Genomic DNA, 21,994 nt, shown 5'->3' with positions numbered 1-21,994 from the left:
AGCTTCCTCACAGGAAGCTTTTTTTTGTCTGTTAATCCTTCAGCGGATAAGTGATTCCGTTGTACTGCACCGAAGTGGCTTTGTGTGGAAGCGTCTTGATTTGATATGCGGAAGCACGGCGTGAAGTCAGATATGGATCTATAATGTACTTTTTTACATTTGCCTGATCAGCGTCAGCATTTAGCCAGAATTCCACTTTATTTCCTTTTTTCACTGAAAAATATTTTTCCCGGAAGTGATGATGAATCAGAACTTCATTTTTCTGTTCATGGTAGATGTTCAGTCCGTGGTATAACCCGAAATACAATGTGATTAAAGCCAGCAGAGGCAGCAGGTTTCTGATGTTGAACCGTAAAATCAAAAAACGGAGGTAGTAAATGACTGTGCATAAAATAGCCGTCTCGGCCAGGGTCATAGGTATGTTGCTGTACATAAACCTGTCAAAACCGGAAAACCAGTGAATAGTGTACAGAACTATTCTTATGAAGTGATCGTAAAAGAGCAGGAGTGCCTGCGGATACCAGCTGCTGCCAATAGTTAATGTCATCATCAAACTGAAGATTATGATGATTTGTGAAAGCGGAATAATAACAAGATTCGCGGCAATGGATATGAGTGAGAACTGATGAAAGTAATAAATGACAGCCGGTAAGGTGGAGATTTGTGCCGCCATGGAAATGGAGAAAGTGTTGAACAGCACTTTTTTTACGAAACTGTTGGCCGGCGGCAGATGTTTGAGGATGGGCTGGTTAAGCCAGTAGATTCCAAAGACGGCCATGAAACTAAGCTGAAAGCCCACATCAAAAAGTTGGTTGCTGTCTGATATCAGTATAATAAGAGCCGCAAATGCCATAGCATGCAGTAAATCGGGTTTTCGCTGCAGAATAATATAGATGAAGTAGACAGTGATCATAATGCAGGAGCGAACTACCGAATTGCCATAGCCAATGAAAACGGCAAAGACCCAGATCAGAATGAGGCTGCAAATGATAGCGGTACGTCTGTGTCTCAATGGGAAGATCCGGATAAGCAGCCAGAAGAACAGACCATAAATTACGATGATATGAGATCCGGAGATAGCCAGGATATGTACCAAACCGGTTTTCGTGAAATCCGCTACTGTTTCCCGGTCCATCTCTGTCCTGTCGGCCAGGATGATACCTTTCATAAATTCCCGCGATTTAGGACTTATGGACACCGAATCAATCCTTTGCAGTATCTCCAGTCTTTTCTGATGGATCCGGTCGGCAACAGTGAGATTGGTTACTTCAGCAGATTCCAGCTTGCCCGGCACATAACTTTGATAATAAATCCGGTTTCGCCTCAGATATTTTGAGTAGTCAAACTGGTAGTCATTTTTTGGTGGTTGAACCCGGCTGATATATATTTCAGCGCGGTACAGATGCTTATAATCCAGTTCAGGTAAGCCTCTCGGCACAGAAAGTATACTGGAAACCTCAGCTTCACCGGGATTTACTGTTATTTCGTACCTCCGGTTCTTTTCATTTGAATTCAGTTTCTTATTTAGCTTGAAAAGCATTTCTTCCTTAGGTGGCAGTTCCGGTAGTGGAGGAATTTCTGAATGTAGTTTGTGCAGCCAAATTCCAAGTACGCCGAAAACTAATACCAGAAGATATTTTCTTTGTGCAACCCAAAAAAGCGAGCGGCTTAGATAAGAAAACATTGTAATTGCCACTATCAGCAACGCTAAATAAGAAGTCCAGTTGCGCAGTGCAAGGTATTCCTGGATAATAATGCCCAGGATAAAGCAAATGCACATTATAAACAGAGGCTGTTTATGCACCGGGATAGGATTTACCTATAAATGTAGCGAATTTTATTTTTCCGCAGATGGGTGAAGCACCTTATGCTTACCTGTAATTATCTCAGCAGCATGATCACTGGCACCTTCACCGCCAAGTTTTTTTCTGAGTTCCGAATATTCGCTGAGCATTTTTTCGCGCGCTTCGCCATCCAGAATTTTCTTTAACTCATCAACCAGGTTCCCGGTGTTAAGGTCTTGCTGGATCAATTCCTTTACCACAGGGCGATCCATTACTAAATTTACCAGGGAAATATATTTGATGTTTTTCACAACACGCTTTCCGATCTCGTAGGAAATCCGGGAGCTGCGGTAGCAAACTACTTCAGGAACATTCAGCAGTGCTGTCTCCAGCGTGGCGGTTCCCGATGTTACAAGTGCTGCACGTGCGCAGCGAAGCAGGCTGTAAGTTTGATTGGAGACGAAATGAACATCTTCATCTGTGAATTTTTCATAAAAAGTTTTCGGCAAACTGGGTGCGCCTGCGATTACAAATTGATACTCAGTGAAATGTGGCCGTACGGAAAGCATGATACTGAGCATTTTAGTGACCTCCTGCTCACGCGAACCCGGCAATAGAGCAATAATTTCTCTTTGGTCCAGGTTGTTTTCCTTACGAAACTGCAGTGAATCGAGGGATGGAAGATCCGAGAGCGCATCCAGCAGAGGATGGCCTACGAAATGCGCGTGTATGCCATGGCCTTCATAAAAATCCTTTTCGAACGGAAGGATGACCAGCATTTCGTCCACAAACTTTTTTATTTTGGACACACGGCCTTCTTTCCAGGCCCAAAGTTGCGGAGAGATATAGTAAATAACCTCATGGCCGGCAGTTTTGGCAAATTCTGCAATCCTGAGATTGAAACCGGGGTAATCCACAAGTATCAGTTTATCCGGATTGAACCGGCTGATGTCTTTTTTGCAGAAGGCGAGGTTGTTAAAGATCGTCCGCAGATTTTTGGCAACTTCCAGAAAGCCCATAAAAGCGAGATCTTTATAATGCTTAACCGGTTTTTTGCCCGCTACCTTCATCATCAGGTCGCCACCCCAAAAACGGAACTCCGCCGCCGGGTCCTTCTTCAGGATGGATTTCATGAGGTTGGAGGCGTGCAGGTCTCCGGAGGCTTCTCCTGCGATGATGTAGTACTTCACTTGGTGTAAAAAATTGTAAATTTGTTCAAAGATAAAATAATAATGTCAGAAGAATTTCAGATAAAAAATAAAGTGGCCGACAGTGGCCTTATCAACTTTGATATCGCGGCACTTATGCCTAAAGGTCAGCGGATTGGCGTGGACCTAAGTTCCTTTCTTTTTGAAGGGATTATCCTGAAGGAAAAAGATTTCCGCGAAAAAGTAGCCGCGCTGGATACAGAACAGTATCGCGATGCCTTTGTTTACATTTACAACTCCGCAGATGCTATAGTTCCTCTGTGGGCTTATTTCCTGCTAACCGCGCGCATTACCGAGGCAGCCACCAAAGTGGTTTACGGCAGCCGCGGGGACCTGGAAGTTCTGCTTATGCATAATGCGATACAGACCTATGATTTCAGTGAACTTATGGGTAAAAGGGTACTGGTGAAAGGATGTTCCGATGTCCAGATACCGGAGAATGCCTATATAGAACTGGTAGAAAAGCTTAAACCTCTGGTGAAATCCCTGATGTTTGGTGAGGCCTGCTCGAATGTCCCGATCTTTAAGAACTGATAAAGGGTGCCGGTAAAAAATACTGTCATACCTTTTTTCCTGTTTTTTGGATTCTTTGCGCTCTATTATGCGGGAAGTTTCTCCAAAATTCCGTTTGGCGACTGTATTGGATTTGTAGCGGATACCGAAAAAGGAGATTTTGTGCTTTCCACATCAACCTATGCGCATTTTCTGTTTACCAATACGCTCGTTTTTTTCAAGAGGCTGTTGCCTTTTGTGGAAAGTCAGGAAATCGGCCGGTTTGTGGTCATCATCTCCTCGTGTATAGCCCTGCTGATTCTTTACCGGACGGTCCTTGAAGCTACGGGCCACCGCCTGTCAGCAATATTCAGTACACTACTTTTAGGTTTGAGTTTTACGTTTTGGAGAAATTCAGAAATCATTGAAATCTATACCTTCAACCTTCTTTGGGTTGCACTTTTTCTTCAGTATTCGCTGAGGTTTCTCCGCAGTGAAAAACCGGCGGACCTCTCGCTGGCTTCACTGTTTCTGGGAATCAGTCTTTTTAGTCATATTCAGAATATTTTGATGGTGCCGGCGCTCCTGCTGCTTTTATTTTATGCAGGATACAGAAAAAAAGCTACTGTTTCGCTGGCGGTGTTTCTTTTCTTTGTTCTGTTGCTGATTGCGGTTCCGCTGCTAACTGATCAGCCGGTGTCAAAGGTCTTTTCGGCAGGTACTGTACTGGATTCTCTGAGTATTAAAGGAATTGCAAAAGGATTTACATCTGCGCTGGGTTATTTGGTATATAATTTCTGGTTCTTTATTCTCTTTGCTTTTGCAGGTTTTTCCCGGCTCTGGCGCGACAGAAAGCGACTTCCCGTATTTCTGGTTGTGTCAGGACTTCCGGTGTTTGCTTTCGGGGTAATTTTTGGAGTTTCGGACAGCTATATATTCTTTCTGCCTTTTAACTTTATAATCGCCTTGCTTTGTGGACTGGGAATCTGCCGTTTTAAGAAGGAGAGAATAGTCCGTTATTCTATATTTAGTGTCACGCTCATTCCCTTCTTTTACCTGGCCGCTTTTCAGATCGCGGCCGCTACATCCACAGGTTCTGAATTTCATGCCCGGAAGTTGTATAAAGGTGGCCTATCCTATTATCTGTTGCCCTGGATGAATAATAATGTCGGAATCCTGGAATTTGTGTTGGAAGGCCGTGAGTCCCCGGATCCAATGCAATGGATGGAAAGTAGCGCCCGGGAATTTATCAGGCTTAAAAAGGAAGATGGATTAACCGATGATCAGTTAAAGAAATTATAATTCAGTAATCAATGCTGTTCCGGGAATAGTTTTTGGTAAATTTGGTTACATTTTTTCACCAAATAAATATTAAGACTATGAATTTAATTGATCTCATTACCGGAAATGCAGGCACGCAGGTAGCCTCTCAGGCTGAAAATAAATTCGGCATCAGCAAAAATCAGGTTATTTCCCTGATGGCCGTGGCAGCCCCACTTGTAATTTCTTACCTCAGAAAAAAATCTCAGGACGATCCTAATGAAGCTGAGGCACTGAATAATGCGTTAGACAAAGATCATGATGGAAGCATTCTGGATGATCCTTCACAGGTTGAAGCCAGACAACAGGAGGGAGGCTCTATCCTTGACCATATCTTTGGCGGGCAGAAATCCCAGGTAGAGAACCAGCTTTCGCAGAATACGGGAATATCAATAGATAAAATAGGACCTATCCTGGCCATGATCGCGCCCTTGATTATGGGCTTCATTGGCAAAGAAAAGCAGTCCAGCGGCATTAACTCCGGCGGCGGTCTTGGGGATTTGCTGGGTGGAATTCTGGGAGGCGCGCAGAATCAGGCGCAGAACGAGCCGGCAAACCCCCTGAACGATATTCTGGGCAGTGTTCTGGGCGGCGGAGGAGAGAAGCAACAGCAGCAAGGTGGCCTCGGTGGAATCTTAGGCAGCATTTTGGGCGGCGGGAGATGATAACCGAACTCATTATCAAATAAAAAACCGAAGATTATCCTTCGGTTTTTTTGTCTTTGGTCGCTTTCGGAAGCGGGTCATTTTCCACATTCGCATTCTCCGATTCATTGGCAGGGTAGCCTACGTCCTGTCTTACTTTCACTTTGGAAGACTTGCTGTCGTCCGCATCCAGCACATTAACCGGAATGTTTTTTACAGATCCGGATTTTCTTTTTCTTCTTTTGCCGTAGCTGCCGGCGGTAATTTTACCGCGTCTGGATTTTTTGTCTCCTTTTCCCATAAAAATTTAAATTTTGGTGTAGATCAAATTTAGGAAAACTTTTTAAACTCTGCCAAAGGTCACAAATTCACTTTAGCAGACTTTCCTTTTTTCATTTTTCGCCACTGCCACGGAGCTGTGGGTCCCTGGTCCTTCCCTAACCCGGTTTTCTTTTGGCGGGCAATGCGTTCCAGGGCAGCGTAATTGTCATTTTTGGAGTATTGCTTATAATGCCAGGCCAGGCCGTTGCGTACTAGTTCCTTATTGATGTTTTGGTTTTGGCTGAAGATTTCTGCAATCCAGCGGCCGTTACGGTCAGGTTTTCCGGCAATTACTGCCTGGACCTAGCGTCCGTAGATCCGCTCGGACAAAAATATCTTTGCGGCGGTACCCTAGGGCTGCTTTTTCTCGGGTGTATCTATATGCGCCAGCCTTATGGTTTGCGGCTTATTCTTAACAAGCATCACCACGGTGTCGCCATCTTTTATGGCAATGATTTTTCCCGAATGGGTTTGCGCAAAGAGTAAAAAAGAAAATGCTGTAAAAAATAAAATGGGTATCAATTTCTTCATAGAGGTACAAATATAACTTAAACTCAATTTGCAGCTTTGATTTTTCTGAAGTGTCAGATACCATTTTAATTAAATCTCCGGTCGGCGGATTTTTCCCTGAATGTCCTATCTTTGCCGAAATTCTCAGTAAACCATTTCAAATTTCAGCTACAAATGTTCAGAACGCACACCAACGGCGAACTTTCGCTTAGTAATCTCAATGAAAATGTTACACTTTCAGGTTGGGTACAGACCATACGCGACAAAGGATTCATGATATGGATTGACCTGCGTGACCGTTACGGAATTACACAGTTGGTGTTCGATGAGGACCGCTCTTCTGCAGAGTTGTTGCAGGATGCGAAAAAACTGGGCCGCGAATTTGTGATCCAGGTTTCAGGTAAGGTAATTGAGAGAACTTCCAAAAATCCAAAAATCCCTACGGGTGATGTTGAGATATTGGTTGAAAAACTTACCGTACTTAATGCAGCGGAACTTCCGCCTTTTACCATTGAAGATGAAACTGATGGCGGCGAGGAACTCCGTATGAAATACCGCTACCTGGATATTCGCCGAAATCCAGTGCGTGAAAAACTTATTTTCCGCCACAAGATGGCGCAAAAGGTTCGCAACTATCTTTCTGACCAAAACTTTATTGAGGTGGAAACGCCTGTACTTATCAAATCAACACCCGAAGGTGCAAGGGATTTTATAGTACCCAGCCGCATGAACCCGGGACAGTTTTATGCCCTGCCACAGTCGCCGCAAACCTTCAAGCAGCTGTTAATGATTGGTGGAATGGACCGCTATTTCCAGATTGTAAAATGCTTCCGCGATGAGGACCTGCGTGCCGACCGCCAACCGGAATTTACCCAGATCGACTGCGAAATGGCTTTTGTGGAACAGGAAGATGTGCTGGAAATATTTGAAGGTATGACTGCTTCTCTGTTGAAGGACATTACAGGAACTGATGTGGCTAAATTCCCGAGAATGACCTACGATGAGGCCATGAAAACTTACGGTAACGATAAACCGGATGTTCGCTTTGGGATGAAGTTCGTTGAGGTAAATGATCTGATGAAGGGTAAGGATTTCAAGATTTTTGATGAGGCGGAGCTTGTGGTCGGAATTAATGCAGAAGGCTGCGCCGACTATACCCGTAAGCAGATAGACGAACTTATCGACTGGGTAAAACGTCCTCAAATAGGGGCTTCCGGCATGGTTTGGATTAAATTCCAGGCAGACGGTACCATCACTTCCTCCGTAAACAAATTCTACGCTGAAGAGGATTTAAGAAAAATTACAGAAAAATTCGGGGCCAGGGCAGGAGACCTTATTTTCCTGATGTCCGGAACTGAAAATAAAGTAAGAACTCAACTATCCGGGCTTAGGATGGAATTGGGTAACCGTCTGGGTTTAAGAAATCCGAAAGAATTTGCACCACTTTGGGTAGTGGATTTCCCGTTGCTGGAATGGGATGACGAGTCCGGGCGCTATCATGCGATGCACCATCCCTTTACTTCGCCGAAGCCTGAAGATATTGCCCTGCTGCAAACCGATCCCGGTAAAGCCAGAGCAAATGCTTATGATTTGGTACTGAACGGTAATGAAATCGGCGGCGGGTCGGTGAGGATTTTTGATAAAGAGCTGCAGTCACGTATGTTCGATCTCCTAGGCTTCACTAAAGAAGAAGCAGAAGCGCAGTTCGGTTTCCTGATGAACGCGTTTAAATACGGTGCACCACCGCATGCGGGTCTGGCTTTCGGATTCGACAGGCTGGTGGCAATTCTGGACGGCAATGAAGTCATACGTGATTACATCGCTTTCCCCAAAAATAACTCCGGAAGAGATGTGATGATTGATGCGCCAAGTGCAATTGCAGAAGAACAGCTTACTGAATTAAGTTTGAAGGTGAATGCTCCCTCAGAAAAATAAGTGCACTATTTAGAACAGTTACAAACTATATATAGGTGACTTTTCTCATTCGCCCATACCTTAACATTTTTTTAACTTTGTCAAATTTCAAATTTTAAATATACATTATGGCAGGATTAACAAGTTCTACTATCGGTAGGAAGTACGCAATGGCATTGTCTGCAATGTTCTTGCTCATATTCCTTATTATGCACCTCACGGTGAATTTTCTTTCCGTTTTAGGTCCTGATGCTTTCAATACCGCGTCAGATTTCATGGGTTACAACCCACTGATTCAGTTTATTATGCAGCCGGTTTTAGGTTTTGCGGTGATTTTTCATTTCGTTATGGGGTTTATCCTGGAGATCAGAAACCGTAATGCCAGACCTACAAAATATGCAGTAAATAACGGTGCGGCTAATTCCACCTGGACTTCTCGTAATATGATTATCTCGGGGTTGGTAGTACTGGCATTTCTGGGACTTCACATGTACGATTTCTGGTGGCATGAGATTAATTTTAAGTATATTGAACGTAATGAGGCCGATAATCTGAGATATTGGGGCGAACTGCACGAACGTTTCGCAAATCCGGTAAGAGTGATCTTCTACATTATTGCTTTTATACTGTTGGGTCTGCACCTGGCACACGGGTTCCAGTCATCTTTCCAGTCGGTAGGTGCCAGACATCCAAAGTACACACCCATGATTAAAGCAATCGGTAACTGGTATTCCATCCTTATCCCGGCCGGTTTTATCATTATCGCAGTATATCATTATATCACTCAATAAGATTTTAAGTTTTAGTTTACAACCTATCTAAAATTCAAAATTTAAAATTTCAACAAATGAGCAAATTAGATTCTAAAATTCCACACGGGCCGTTAGCCGAAAAGTGGACCAACCATAAAAATCACATGAATCTTGTAGCGCCCAACAACCGCGACAAGATCGACATCATCGTAGTAGGAACAGGTCTGGCCGGAGGGTCAGCAGCTGCTACTTTGGCCGAGCAGGGTTATAATGTAAAGGCATTCTGCTATCAGGATTCACCGAGACGTGCACACTCGATTGCTGCACAGGGTGGTATTAACGCGGCTAAGAATTATCAGGGCGACGGTGACTCAACTTACCGTCTCTTCTACGATACCATTAAAGGGGGAGATTACCGTGCACGTGAGGCGAATGTCTACCGTCTTGCTGAGGTCTCTGCCAGCATCATCGACCAGTGCGTGGCACAGGGTGTTCCTTTCGGGCGCGACTACGGTGGCCAGCTGGACAACCGATCTTTCGGTGGTGTACAGGTGAAACGTACTTTCTATGCTAAAGGTCAGACAGGCCAGCAGCTGCTTTTGGGAGCTTACTCTGCTATGAGCCGCCAGATTGGTAAGGGCCGTATCAAGATGTACAACCGTCACGAAATGCTGGACCTTGTCCTTGTAGACGGAAAAGCCAGAGGTATCATTGCCAGAAATATGGTCACTGGAGAAATCGAAAGACATTCTGCACACGCAGTTGTAATTGCTTCCGGAGGTTACGGAAACGTTTATTTCCTTTCGACCAACGCGATGGGATCCAACGTATCTGCCGCCTGGAAGATTCATAAGAAAGGAGCCTATTTCGCAAACCCATGCTATGTGCAGATTCACCCTACGTGTATTCCTGTTCACGGAACCCAGCAGTCTAAACTGACACTGATGTCTGAATCACTTAGGAATTCCGGGCGTATCTGGGTGCCTAAGAAAATTGAAGATGCCGTAGCGATCCGCGAAGGCAAACTGAGACCAGAAAACATTAAAGAAGAAGACCGTGATTACTATCTGGAAAGAAGATATCCGGCCTTCGGTAACCTGGTTCCGCGTGATGTGGCTTCCAGAGCTGCCAAGGAAAGATGTGATGCCGGTTTCGGTATTGAAAATAACGACACAAAAGAAGGGGTGTACCTGGATTTCTCTACAGAGATTACAAAGAAAGGTAGGGAAGCCGCTATCGAAAAAAATATTGCCAATCCAACCGAGCAGCAAATCTATGATTTAGGTAAGGCCTGGGTTGAGGAAAAATACGGTAACCTTTTCGTAATGTATGAGAAGATTACAGCAGATAATCCATACGTAACGCCAATGAAAATTTATCCTGCGGTACACTATACCATGGGTGGCGTTTGGGTAGATTATAACCTGCAGTCCACCATTCCCGGATGTTTTGTTATTGGTGAAGCCAACTTCTCCGACCACGGAGCAAACAGGTTGGGTGCTTCTGCACTGATGCAGGGTCTTGCCGACGGCTATTTCGTATTGCCTTACACCATTGCAGATTATCTTTCAGCTGATATCCGTACAGGTGCGATACCGACAAATACTCCGGATTTTGATGCTGCTGAAAAGGAAATTCGCGACAAGATCAACTTCTTCCTCAATAATAACGGAAAACACTCCGTAGATTACTTCCACAAAAAACTTGGCCACATTATGTGGAACAAAGTGGGTATGGGAAGAACGCCTGAGGGGCTTAGAGAAGCCATTGCAGAAATTGAAGAAGTTCGCAAAGAGTTCTGGAAAGATGTTAGGGTACCCGGAACCAATGAGGAGATGAATCCTGAGCTGGAGAAGGCTTTCCGTGTTGCAGATTTCCTGGAACTGGGACAGCTTATGGCCAAGGACGCTTTAGAGAGAAACGAATCCTGCGGAGGGCATTTCCGCTGGGATCACGCAACTCCGGACGGTGAAGCTGAGCGTGACGATGAAAACTATAAGTATGCCGCATGCTGGGAATACCAGGGCGCGGACATCAATCAGGAGGTTTTGCACAAGGAAGAACTTGTGTACGAGAACATCGAGGTGAAACAGAGAAGTTACAAGTAATCTCCAATTAAATTTAATAGAAATGAGTGCAAAAAAAGGATTAAACCTGACTCTGAAAATTTGGAGACAGAAAAACAATAAATCAAAAGGGCAGTTTGAAACGTATAAGATTTCAGATGTATCCACAGATTCTTCATTCCTGGAAATGCTGGATATGCTCAACGAGAACCTGATTAACGAAGGTAAAGACCCAATCGCTTTTGACCATGACTGCCGCGAGGGAATCTGCGGTATGTGTTCCCTGTACATCAACGGAAGATCACACGGTCCCGATACGGGCATCACGACCTGCCAGCTTCATATGAGGATGTTCAAGGATGGAGAGACCATTCATATTGAACCATGGAGAAGTGCTGCTTTCCCTGTAATCAAGGATTTGGTGGTAGACAGAAGCGCCTTCGACAGAATTATGGCCGCCGGTGGATTTATCTCCGTAAACACTTCCGGAAATACGCTGGACGCCAACGCGATTCCGGTACCTAAGGAAGATGCCGACAAGGCCATGGATGCTGCTGCATGTATTTCCTGTGGAGCCTGTGTGGCGACATGTAAGAACGGATCTGCAATGCTGTTCGTAGGAGCCAAGGTTTCTCAGTATGCCCTGTTGCCGCAAGGCCGTGTTGAGGCGAAGAGAAGGGTACTGAACATGGTGAAAGCCATGGATGAAGAAGGTTTCGGTAACTGTTCCAATATTGGTGCCTGCGAGGTGGAATGTCCAAAAGGGATTTCCCTGGAGAACATCGCCAGGATGAACCGCGAGTTCATGGCGGCCAACCTGGACAGAGGATAAACTGTATTTTAATATTATAATAAAACCGTTTCCATTATTTGGAGACGGTTTTTTCTTGTTAAACCTTCACAATTTGTGATATTTAATTTTATTCTACAGTATCAATGCGTTATTTTTGCCCAAATTAAATGAATAATGAATAAACTGAAAATTCACGGATTACAGCAAAAAGCACTGAGTTCACTCGGTAAATATCTGTTTATGATGGTTCTGGCTTTCCTGGCCGTTTCCTGTTCTAAGAAAGTTGAAGTAACGGGTAAAGTAACCGGGGGGTCGCCACTGGAAAGAATAGAGTTTACCGAAGCTTCAGGTGTGGCTACTTTGCCTGTGATCAATATGGGTGTTGATAAGGACGGAAACTTCAAAGGTGACTTTGAAGCACCTAAAAGCGGTATGTATGTCATTTCCTATGCCGGAAAGCAAAACCTGATTTACCTGAAAACGGGACAGAGCCTGAACATCACCGGAGATGCGGCCACTTTCCCGACCGAATTTAAAATAACCGGCGATGCTAAAGGGAACAACGACTTCCTGCAGCAGACCCAGAAGTATATGACTGAATATACCCAGAAGGTAAATATGCAGGACAATATGAACAAGGATGAAGGTGCCTTCCTGAAAGCTCTTCAGAAAATCCAGGCCGACCTTGAAAAGAATATTGATGAGGTGGGCAAGAAAACCGGCGCCGATAAGGAAGTGATTTCCTGGAAGAAAAACGATGTGCGCACCGGGATTATGTCCATTATTCCACAATACGAAATGTACCGCAAGCAGATGACCGCGAACCCGGCTTTTGCCAATTCCAAAGCTTTAAAGGATTATGAGCTGAAGCTTCAGGAAGATAAAGATACCATGGTGAAGGAACATCCACTGTACCGCAACTATCTTTTAGGTAAAATGAGTGAGGATTTCCAGAAATATGCCACCGCGCAGACTGCCGGAAAAACAGATATGATCACTTCCGAAGTTTTCAGCAGCTATCTGAAGCAGCGCAAGGATCTTTCCCAAACTGCCAAGGATTACCTTTTGGCGTTTGTAATGGCACAGTCGGACATCAATCCTTCTTCCACTAAGGAAACTACTGATAAGGTAACATCCATCATCGAGAAAGATATTAAAGATGCCGAAATTAAAAAGGATCTGAAGAAAGTTCTTTTCGTTCTTTCCGGTCTTAAGAAAGGTGAGGCGGCGCCCGAAGCTGCTCTGATCAAACAGGACGGTAAAGCGTACAAAATTGCTGACAGTAAGGGTAAGCCTACTGTAATGATGTTCTACGCCTCCTGGACACCTTACATTACCGAATCTACAGTTCCAATCCTGAGCCAGGTGGTAGATTTCTACAAGCAGAAAATGAATTTCGTGTTTGTGAATTTTGACGATACCAAAGAGCAGTTCAACAAGACCAGCTCAGCCATGCTGAAAGGTATTCCCGGAACCAATGTTTATGCTGAAGGCGGCCTTAACTCCGACTTTGCCAAAAAGTACGGCATCTACGGTTTTAAACTGACGCCAAGTTTCATTGTCTTGGATAAAGACGGTAAGATTGCCGGACGTAACTTCTTCAATCTAGGCGATCCTGAACTGGTAGCGCTGTTGGATCAGCTGTCCGGACTGAAAGCACCACAGGTAGCACCTGAGGCCTCACTGCAGAACGACCTGTTTGCCCCTGAAGGAGAGCTGCAGCCGGCAGAAGGAAGCACTCCGCCACCGCCTGCACCTGCAACTAAGTAAAACTTATTATTATACTCTTAAACCTTGCCTTCGGGTGAGGTTTTTTGTTATTTTTAACACTGGTCACCGAACCGTCCGAAAATGAAATTAATACCAACACGCTAAGCGAACCTTTATGAACCCATCACCGATGATTATTGACCGAAAGTTTTTGCTTTTTCTAGCTGTCTTCAGTTTTATTCTGATATTGATAGGGGCCTGGCTTAAAATCACACATTTTACAGTAGGACCCGTTACGGCAAACATTATTTTAACTATAGGAATCGTGCCGGGCATGTTTACCTGGGTGATGGTGTTTTACGATATTATTAAGCATTCGTTCAGAAATTCCCTCTTTTGGATTATAGGCATGTTTTGTTTTGGAAGTGTGGTGACCATCTTATACTTGAGTAGTCGCGATCAGTTGGTGGCAAAGGTTTAGAAATGGCGGTCGCCGCTGGAGTTGGCAGTCACGGTTTTAAATGCGCTGGATCGTGGTCTAATTTTCACTGAATAATAATCCAAACCGTCGTCGGGCTTTAACACCATACAAAACGATTTCCTTTAATCCCCGGCTTAAACCACCCACTGGCGTCCTTCTAGTGAAAAGCCAAAGTAGGAGATTTTGCTAATGTAGAAGTTCGCCGAACCTTTTCAAGGTTCCAAACCTTGACAAGGTTGAAGCTCCGATTCAAACACTTTTTACTTATAGCTGGTTTCTTTGAAAGCATTTATGTTGAGCAGATAAATTATTAAACCTCAGAAACTAAAATTTGGCTGCATTGCCCTTCTGCAGCAAATAGGGTACAGCTCCTTCAGGATCTGACAGTAAGTTAAAAAGAGGTCTTCCAAAACGGAAGACCTGAATCTTATTTTTTAAAGCATTTCTTCAGGAACTGATCCTGTTCCCATAATACATGCAGGATACTTTCGCGGGCCGCGTAACCATGGGATTCCAGCGGCAGCAAAACCATCCGCACCGGTGCGCCCAGATTTTTCAGTGCCTGGAAGTATCTTTCTGTCTGCAGGGTAAATGTGCCGGGATTATTATCGGCTTCGCCGTGTATCAGAAGCATCGGTGTTTTCATTTTGTCAGCATTCATAAATGGCGACATCGTGTTGTAAACTTCCGGCACATCCCAGTAATTCCGCTGTTCTGACTGGAAACCGAATGGCGTAAGAGTTCTGTTATATGCACCGCTTCGCGCAATTCCACATGCGTAATCGTTAGAGTGAGTAAGCAGATTAGCGGTCATAAATGCTCCGTACGAATGACCGCCAACAGCAACTTTTGACCGGTCAATATAACCTAACTGATCCACTGCATCAATTGCCGCTTTACCGTTGGCCACGAGCTGCGGAATAAATGTGTCATTAGGTTCTGTTTTTCCTTCACCGATTATCGGAAAAGCAGCATCATCCAAAACTGCATAACCTTTAGTAACCCAATATATAAATGAACCATAGCTGGGAAATGTAAAATCATTCGGATTCTGTGTATTTTGACCCGCTGTATTTTTGTCTTTATACTCAGCCGGGTAGGCCCAGATCAGCAGTGGTAATTTTTCTTTCGGATTTTTTCTGTCAAATCCTGCAGGTAAATATAGGGTGCCGCTAAGCTCTACGCCATCGTTCCGTTTGTATTTGATGACTTCCTTATAAACATCCTTTATGCTTTCAAATGGATTTGCGAAGGTAGTCAGTGCAGTTGCTTTACCGTTTTTGATGTTTCGGATGAAATAATTCGGATACCTGCCCGCCGACTGTTCCACCACCAGGACTTCACCTTTTTTGACATCAATAATATCGATGATATTTTCCTTTGAGTTCTTAATTTTGGAAGTGTAAATGCGTTTTTTAGTCAGGGTGTTCACATCTATTTCGTCTATGAACGGGAACTGCCCGGCTTTCGTGAAGCCCTCGCCCACAAGATATGCCTTATTGCTTTTGGTATCAATAACTGTTCTGCCGAATTGATTTTTAGTTTGACTAAATGATCCCGGATCTGTGTATACATCCTGGTAATTCCGGTCATCAATTATGCGGTGGGTATTGTCTTTGAAATTAATGAGGTAGGATTTTGTGTTGCGTGTGTCATACCAGGAATCGTTAATTACGGCAAAATCTGCATTGGACCACTCAATATTATTGAATCTTTGTTTGGTTTTAAAGAAAGACTTTGGCTCAGCATTAAAGGGCGCCTGCCATAAGAATACTTCATCCCGGAACTCAACAGTTTTAGACTGGTCGCCACCATCCAATGCTTCCGCGTAAACCAAAGTCGCCGGCTCATCATCACGCCAGGACATGCTTCGTTTTCCGGTACGGACGGATGAGAAACCTTTAGGCATAATCTCTGTTAAAGGCACCTCGTTCACGGTTTTCACCAAATTTCCGTTCAGATCGTAAACCGTGCTGGTCATGGGAAACCGGCTGAGCGGCACGATGTACGAATAGGGTCGCTTAATGGTGGTAAGCATCACAAAATTACCGTCGGGTGATAAGCTCATGCCGGTATAAATGGCCACACCTTTATAACTACTCTCGTTGCCGTCCAGGGTAATTTTCACAAGCTCAGAAGTAGCAAGGGTATCAAAATTCTGTTCGTCCTGGGGGTTCTTAAGCAAATCCTGATAGGTTCTGTTTTGAGAAACTTTACCGTCGGCCGTAGAAACCGTTGGTCCTGCCGGAACTTCTTTTGTCGGGTCGATTAAATCAATGCGGTTTGCCGGGATTTTTTTTGCCAAAAGACTCTGGGAATCTTTCATCCACACATAGGGCGTACCCACATTGGCATTCAGGTTGTCACTGCTTATTTTTTTGGCGGTTGCCGTAGCCAAATCCACTACCCAAAGTTCTACTCCCCTTGACGTTGTGTTGGTGAAGGCCAGCTTTTGTTCGTTAGGCGCAAAACTTATGTATGCTATTTTTGGATTGGCAGGCAGACCTTTTATCTGTGTTTCTGCCTTGTCTTTTAGCCTCCTTACCTTCAGATTAGTAATGTACGTAACAGTACTCGCAATGTTCGTCACCGGGTTTACACGCAAGCCAGCCAGTTTCATTTCCGGCTGGTTCAGTTCGTCCAGTGATTTGTATGTATTCCGGTAGGTAAAGACCATCCAGTTTTTTTTGCTGTTCATGATCACGCCCGGAGCGCGCTGATAATCGGCAAGTTGAAGGATTTCTGCAGAGGGCTGCCTGTAGGTGATATTCTCCTGAGCAAAGGTCAGTCCCGCAAACAGAAGTGCGATGACGGCAGTTTTAATTTTCATCATATTATAGCTGGTTTATATTGGTGTTTTGAGGGTTGCCGAAGCAAGCGGCGTACAAGGACCAAAGTAATAAAAATTCTCTAAAAAAGTCAATGACGCTTGCAAACAGGGAGTTTTTCAGGAGGTTCTCGATGCTTATTCTGCACAAAAGATTTGTAAGGGTCCGCCATTACGGCATCCTGAGCAGCAGCTGGAAACGTGGGGAGTTGCAAAACCTGCAGTCAGATTTAAAGGTCCGGAAAATAGAAGCAGCACCAAAAATAATGCTCAATAAATGCCGGTGTTGTAAGGAAGGAACCTTGGTCACCATTGCGGTCTTTGGTCAGCGCGGTCCGCCGCAAGAATATCTTTTCGTCATCCAACAACCTTTGTCTGCGAACTAAACTTTGTGGGTAAGGGAATTTGTGTTTTGCAGCGAAGAAAACCCGCAGAAAACCACTTCCAACGGCTTAAAAGATGCCATAAAAAAAGCAGTCCTTGTAAAAAACTGCTTCGTATCTCTAAACTCAAAAACGACAAATCCATAGACGGCTAAAAAGTTCCCGAAGGTTCCATTTAACGGGCTTTCATTGTTCGCTTTTCAAGCCCAACGAAAGCCTAGTTATTATGCGTAGTTTTTTTATTTTGCTATTTCCTCTTCTAAATACTTAAAAGCTGTCATTCCAGAGAAGTCATTTACATTCCAAAATTTATGTTCTAAAACTTCGATTACATTTAAATCATAAACTTTCTTCTGTTTAAACTCTTTTCTTAATTTATCTGGAATAGAAAATGCCATAAATCTTTTAGGTCGCTCTTCTTTGTCAAAATCATAATCACGATTTTCCATCTGTTGAAAAAAGTAATAAATTTCATTGTCGTTTGGTTTGATATTTTCATTAATTTTTTTCAGCGTATCCAAACTTAAGGATAGAAATACTTTATATGAAATGTCATCCACTTTTTTATGACAAACCAAAGTGTTTGGAAAATCTTTTGAAACAATACAGTTATTTTTTTCTTTAAAGTTTATTGTACTTGATGGATCAATATAATTTTTGACAATATTAGACTGCTGACTATACAAAACTTTTGTGGTGAATAAAATGAATAAAATGAATAGAATTCTTTTTCGCATGTTATTTTTTTTTAACGTTTCGGGGCTTGGCGACTGCGGGCATTTCAAAGCCAAAAGCTTCAACTAAAATACAAATTTAAACCGATGCACAAAACGTGAACTAATAACTTTCCGCCCACTGTTGCAAAACCCGTGTGCCTGTTGCACAACGTCAATCAAATATACTTAAAAAGGGTGGACTGCAGTTTGAACCGCAATTGTATTGTTGTAAAAAGCTGAATAACAGTTGTGTATAAAGAATATTTTTCCTATTTTTAGTCATGCAGGGAAAGAAAAAATTCACACCGAAGATCTTCTATCAGCTCAGTCTGGACGCCTTGGTGCCGGAAGATAATTTCTACAGGAAAATCCAGTCTGAACTCGGTTTGGATTTTCTCTACAAAGCCACCAGAAACTATTACGGGAAAGAAGGTCAGGCCAGCATTGATCCCGTGGTTTTCTTTAAGATCCTGCTGGTAGGCTATCTCAACAACATCAAGAGCGATCGGGCTTTGCTTCGCTACTGCAGCAACAGCCTGGATGTGCGCCTCTTTCTGGGGTATGACCTGGACGAGGAACTTCCCTGGCATTCCACGCTGAGCCGTACACGGCAGCTTTTTGGTGAGGAGCTTTTTCTGGAACTCTTCAGGAAAGTCCTTTCGCTTTGTGTGGAGAAAGGAATGGTGCGGGGCAAACGGCAGGCCGTAGACTCGGCCTTCATCAAAGCCAATGCAAGCATGGACTCCCTGGTAGAAAAAGAAGTTCTGGAGGATGCTTCGGCGTTCGTGGATGAGCTGGAAGAAAACAGCGAATTTAAAACCACATCCACCCGAAAGAAACTCGTAGAACAGCACCACGCCTGGAAAGAAGAAGCCTACAAAGGCATGCCCGGCAACAATAGAAGCGAAAGAAAAGACGAGGACGGCAATACCATCCGCCCCAAATACCTGAGCAACCACACCCATTACAGCCCAACCGATCCCGATGCGAAAATCTCGGTAAAACCCGGTAAAGCACGCCAGTTAAATTATTCCGGACAGCTGGCTGTGGACGATGCGCATCATGTAATTACCGGCGCCTGCGCGAGTACTTCGGGCAGCAAAGATTCGGTGATTTTTCCTGAAATAATGGATCAGACGCTTGAGAATCTGTCTTTGAACCGTATGCAGACCGAAGAAGTGCTTGCAGATGCAGGCTACAGCAGTGGTGAGTCTTTGAAGTATTGCAAGGAAAAAGGCATTAACGCATACATCCCCAACTTCGGCCAATACAAGCCCGAGCGGGAAGGGTTTGAATTTGTAAAAGGAGAAAGTGAAGAAAAAGATTATTACTGCTGCACCCAAAAAGGCGGGAACCATGCCATTTTACCCTTCAAAAAAATCCTGACCGACAGCAAGGGTTACCGAAAGAAGAGTTATCGCAGCAGCGAGCGCGCCTGTAGTGAATGCCCGCTGAGAGCGGAGTGTTGCGGCAAGGTCACGAAGTTCAAGAAGATAGAAGACAGCATCCACAAACCGCTGTACGATGAAATGCACGAAAAACTGCGGCGCGATCCCAATTACACACGTTTCCTTACCAAACGTCGAAGTTCGCGAGTAGAGCCGGTTCTGGGAACGCTCATCAACCACCACAACATGAAAAAAGTGAATGCACGAGGGATAAAAAACGCCAACAAACACGTATTGATGGCTGCGCTCACTTACAATCTGAAAAAATACCTGAAGTTCATTACCCGAAAAGCGTACCGAAATGCTCAAATCATGAACCTTCCAAAAGGGAAGTTTTGGTTTTGGCGAAACCGCTTTCCCCTGACTTGACCAGCTTCCATTTAAGCCATCCGACAATCCGGAAAACTTTTACCGCTGAAAACAAAAACCTCTTTTAAATCGCTTTAAAAGAGGCTGTTTTTTATAGCATTTGGAAACCTAACGCCGGAAAAAGAGGGTTGTGCAACAGCTACCCTTGTTAGGCGTAGGTTTTATTATTTAAAGTGTAGTTCGAAGTCGTCTTGATACAACTTAATAAGTGCTGGTAGTGTAATACATTTAAGTCCTAATTCTCTACACATTGCAGGGATCTTCACAAACAATTTGTTATCATTGCTTTCGGAGGTTTCTTCCGTTACTATGTAAACGTCTTCTTCAGTATTGAAATTTAAAGCTAGTAAGACAAGTTTCATATCAGCGTCTTTAAGATGGGAAGTCTTTAAAGTTTCAAATTCCACTTCAGTTATATTCTTAGCTTTTTTAACAACAGAATTTACAAAGACTGAATTTAATAAATGAAAGAATTTTTTCGTATTTGGAGCAAGTGTTAATTCTGTGTTGTAGGGAATTTTTGATGCTTTTTTAAAATCCTTATCATCTAAAAAATCTAATTCTTTTAGAATAATTCCTTTTGAGATAAAGCTACATTGTTGATGAACTTTATCAATGATAATAATTTCACCCGATTGTATTTTATTTTTAATAAAATTATATAAGATTTTATCTTTATCAAATGGTAAGTAATAACGTACCAACGACAAAAGTGAGTTAGTGTCTATTATTACTTTCATTGAATATATTTATCTAATTTATCTGGTGTTATTTTTAAAGATTTACAAACATCATATTCATTAATTATACCTTCATAAAAAGCTGTTTGAATAGTAGAAATTAATAATGGTGAATTTATTGGTTTAGGTACAGAGCCTCGTTGTTTTACTCCATTTTGTTTCTCTAATTCTTTTTGTTGTTGTTTCTCTAATTCATTTATTCTAAACTGTTCGTCAAAGTCAGCTTTAACGTTGTTATAATCTCTAGGTGAAATTTGACTATTCAGTAATAATCTTGTGAATATTGCTATTTGACTTAAATGAGTATTCCTAGAAATTTCTTCAATAATCTCGAAATGATAATCATTAGAACTACTTGCTTTTTCAAGTTTATCGATTACATTTCCATATTCTCCTGCGATAAAATAGAATGCAAAATCATTACACCATTTTTCAATTTTTGATAAATTGTGATTAGCCAAATCTGCGATATCTAGATTATCAACTTCTTCAATATTTAAAAGGTAATGTCCTAATTCGTGAGCAAGAGTAAATATTTCACGTCTAAAAGAACTTTGTTGCCTTTTTAATACAATTACGTTAGGATTTAAGAAAAAACCATCAATATTAGCTTTTTCTTTTTTATTATGAGTTTCAATGAATTCAAAAACTAAGATGTTTTTTTCTGCAAATTTTGAAATCAAAGATTTTAAAAAATCTCTAAGATTGTTTTGAAATTCAGGATATAATATTTTACGAATTTCAAAAGCAATATTTTTAGGATTGTCACTAGGTTTGAAAATTGGTAAAACTCTATCTGTGTTTATTTCAGCTAATTTTGAAATTGCTGATAGAGAAATTTTAAATTCCTCAAATTGATTTACTATTTTTTTTGCTCCAATATTTAAATCTGCATCAAATTTTGTCTTTCTAAAAAATATACTTGCATCTTTTGATACTTCAGGAGATTTAGGGTCCAAATAGAAATGTAATCCCTTATTAAAAACTTTATCAATTCTTTTTAAATGACTTACTTTTATATTTTCAGTAAGAATTTCTTCTTTAGTAATTGGCTTTTGTAAACCTTCACTAATTAACATAAGAAGCTCATCTATCGTTATATTGAATAAAGATAGAAGGTAATTAAGTCTTTTTATGTTTTGTTCTACTTTCAAGAATTTATATAAATATTTAATGGTGCAAAGTTACAACTTAATTTTCTTTAATGCTAGCTGTCAATAAACTTACGCCTAACGGAGCGCGGATTGGCGAAGTTTCCTCTGAAAGCTTGCTTTCCTGAGGGAATTTTGCTAATCTGTAGATGTGTTGAAGGTTTTTGCGGCAGCGAAAACGCTTGAACACATCTGCGGATGTAATCCGCGCTCCGATGTGCAAAAGTTGGAGCGGAGCGGAAACTTTTGCACATCACGTAAATATATGTATATTATCTGATGCTGTAAAGTTTTTTGTTATAAATTCAATGTTTTGTAATAACCGTCAGATTATTACAACTTTATGCGTACATTTGAAATGCGCA

Annotated in this window: 18 protein-coding genes and 1 pseudogene; 10 read left to right on the top strand and 9 right to left on the bottom strand. The window is 42.5% G+C overall.

Annotated features, from left to right (window positions below; translation table 11 throughout):
- Nucleotides 1-31: 31 nt before the first annotated feature.
- Nucleotides 32-1,780, bottom strand: coding sequence for a ComEC/Rec2 family competence protein (locus F7R58_RS10830; RefSeq protein WP_158064929.1), 1,749 nt, complete (start codon nt 1,778-1,780; stop codon nt 32-34).
- A 57-nt stretch (nt 1,781-1,837) separates the two neighbouring features.
- Nucleotides 1,838-2,974, bottom strand: coding sequence for a lipid-A-disaccharide synthase (gene lpxB / locus F7R58_RS10825; RefSeq protein WP_158064928.1), 1,137 nt, complete (start codon nt 2,972-2,974; stop codon nt 1,838-1,840).
- 42 nt (nt 2,975-3,016) lie between these two features.
- On the opposite strand from lpxB, the gene F7R58_RS10820 reads away from it, so the two are divergent.
- From F7R58_RS10820 to F7R58_RS10810, 3 genes are all read left to right on the top strand, one after another.
- Complete coding sequence (locus F7R58_RS10820) at nt 3,017-3,526, top strand: DUF2480 family protein (protein WP_158064927.1); 510 nt, start codon at nt 3,017-3,019, stop codon at nt 3,524-3,526.
- A gap of 6 nt (nt 3,527-3,532) precedes the next feature.
- A complete protein-coding gene (locus tag F7R58_RS10815) occupies nt 3,533-4,786 on the top strand; it encodes a glycosyltransferase family 39 protein (protein WP_158064926.1) in 1,254 nt (417 codons plus the stop codon).
- A gap of 77 nt (nt 4,787-4,863) precedes the next feature.
- Nucleotides 4,864-5,469 carry a DUF937 domain-containing protein gene (locus tag F7R58_RS10810; RefSeq protein WP_158064925.1) on the top strand — a complete coding sequence of 202 codons (606 nt, stop codon included), beginning with the start codon at nt 4,864-4,866 and terminating at the stop codon, nt 5,467-5,469.
- A 205-nt stretch (nt 5,470-5,674) separates the two neighbouring features.
- On the opposite strand, the pseudogene F7R58_RS13070 reads toward F7R58_RS10810, so the two are convergent.
- From F7R58_RS13070 to F7R58_RS10795, 3 genes and pseudogenes are all read right to left on the bottom strand, one after another.
- A pseudogene (locus tag F7R58_RS13070) lies at nt 5,675-5,749 on the bottom strand (30S ribosomal protein THX); the annotation flags it as partial.
- Nucleotides 5,750-5,808: 59 nt separating this feature from the next.
- On the bottom strand, nt 5,809-6,060 hold the full coding sequence (locus tag F7R58_RS13175) for a thermonuclease family protein (protein WP_158065475.1): 252 nt from the start codon (nt 6,058-6,060) through the stop codon (nt 5,809-5,811).
- A 60-nt stretch (nt 6,061-6,120) separates the two neighbouring features.
- Nucleotides 6,121-6,300: a thermonuclease family protein gene (locus F7R58_RS10795; RefSeq protein WP_158064923.1), complete on the bottom strand. Its 180-nt coding sequence runs from the start codon at nt 6,298-6,300 to the stop codon at nt 6,121-6,123.
- Between the two features lie 153 nt (nt 6,301-6,453).
- On the opposite strand from F7R58_RS10795, the gene aspS reads away from it, so the two are divergent.
- The 5 genes from aspS to F7R58_RS10770 all read left to right on the top strand — a co-directional run bounded on the left by aspS (nt 6,454) and on the right by F7R58_RS10770 (nt 13,574).
- The gene (gene aspS / locus F7R58_RS10790) at nt 6,454-8,214 is read left to right on the top strand and encodes an aspartate--tRNA ligase (protein WP_158064922.1); all 1,761 of its coding nucleotides are present in this window, start codon (nt 6,454-6,456) and stop codon (nt 8,212-8,214) included.
- A gap of 107 nt (nt 8,215-8,321) precedes the next feature.
- On the top strand, nt 8,322-8,984 hold the full coding sequence (locus tag F7R58_RS10785; RefSeq protein WP_158064921.1) for a succinate dehydrogenase cytochrome b subunit: 663 nt from the start codon (nt 8,322-8,324) through the stop codon (nt 8,982-8,984).
- A 56-nt stretch (nt 8,985-9,040) separates the two neighbouring features.
- On the top strand, nt 9,041-11,053 hold the full coding sequence (locus F7R58_RS10780) for a fumarate reductase/succinate dehydrogenase flavoprotein subunit (RefSeq protein WP_158064920.1): 2,013 nt from the start codon (nt 9,041-9,043) through the stop codon (nt 11,051-11,053).
- A 22-nt stretch (nt 11,054-11,075) separates the two neighbouring features.
- A complete protein-coding gene (locus F7R58_RS10775) occupies nt 11,076-11,843 on the top strand; it encodes a succinate dehydrogenase/fumarate reductase iron-sulfur subunit (protein WP_158064919.1) in 768 nt (255 codons plus the stop codon).
- Between the two features lie 135 nt (nt 11,844-11,978).
- Nucleotides 11,979-13,574, top strand: coding sequence for a TlpA family protein disulfide reductase (locus F7R58_RS10770; protein WP_158064918.1), 1,596 nt, complete (start codon nt 11,979-11,981; stop codon nt 13,572-13,574).
- 848 nt (nt 13,575-14,422) lie between these two features.
- Here the strand turns inward: F7R58_RS10770 and F7R58_RS10765 are convergent.
- Entirely contained in the window at nt 14,423-16,825 is a 2,403-nt protein-coding gene (locus F7R58_RS10765; RefSeq protein ID WP_187695284.1) for an alpha/beta hydrolase family protein, read from the bottom strand.
- A gap of 92 nt (nt 16,826-16,917) precedes the next feature.
- Here F7R58_RS10765 and F7R58_RS10760 point away from each other — a divergent pair, with 92 nt between their 5' ends.
- Entirely contained in the window at nt 16,918-17,208 is a 291-nt protein-coding gene (locus F7R58_RS10760) for a transposase (protein WP_229723808.1), read from the top strand.
- 236 nt (nt 17,209-17,444) lie between these two features.
- On the opposite strand, the gene F7R58_RS10755 is transcribed toward F7R58_RS10760, so the two are convergent.
- On the bottom strand, nt 17,445-17,942 hold the full coding sequence (locus tag F7R58_RS10755; RefSeq protein ID WP_158064916.1) for a hypothetical protein: 498 nt from the start codon (nt 17,940-17,942) through the stop codon (nt 17,445-17,447).
- Between the two features lie 260 nt (nt 17,943-18,202).
- Between F7R58_RS10755 and F7R58_RS10750 the strand changes: the two genes are divergently transcribed.
- Entirely contained in the window at nt 18,203-19,738 is a 1,536-nt protein-coding gene (locus tag F7R58_RS10750; protein ID WP_158064915.1) for an IS1182 family transposase, read from the top strand.
- Between the two features lie 164 nt (nt 19,739-19,902).
- Here the strand turns inward: F7R58_RS10750 and F7R58_RS10745 are convergent, their stop codons facing one another.
- Nucleotides 19,903-20,478 carry a DUF4411 family protein gene (locus tag F7R58_RS10745; protein WP_158064914.1) on the bottom strand — a complete coding sequence of 192 codons (576 nt, stop codon included), beginning with the start codon at nt 20,476-20,478 and terminating at the stop codon, nt 19,903-19,905.
- Nucleotides 20,475-21,632, bottom strand: coding sequence for an ImmA/IrrE family metallo-endopeptidase (locus F7R58_RS10740; protein ID WP_229723807.1), 1,158 nt, complete (start codon nt 21,630-21,632; stop codon nt 20,475-20,477). Before F7R58_RS10740 ends, F7R58_RS10745 begins: the two co-directional genes overlap by 4 nt.
- Nucleotides 21,633-21,994: the final 362 nt, after the last annotated feature.

Origin of the sequence: Chryseobacterium sp., assembly GCF_008831505.1 — a bacterium.
Classification (GTDB): domain Bacteria; phylum Bacteroidota; class Bacteroidia; order Flavobacteriales; family Weeksellaceae; genus Marnyiella.
This window is presented reverse-complemented; position numbering and strand designations above follow the sequence as displayed.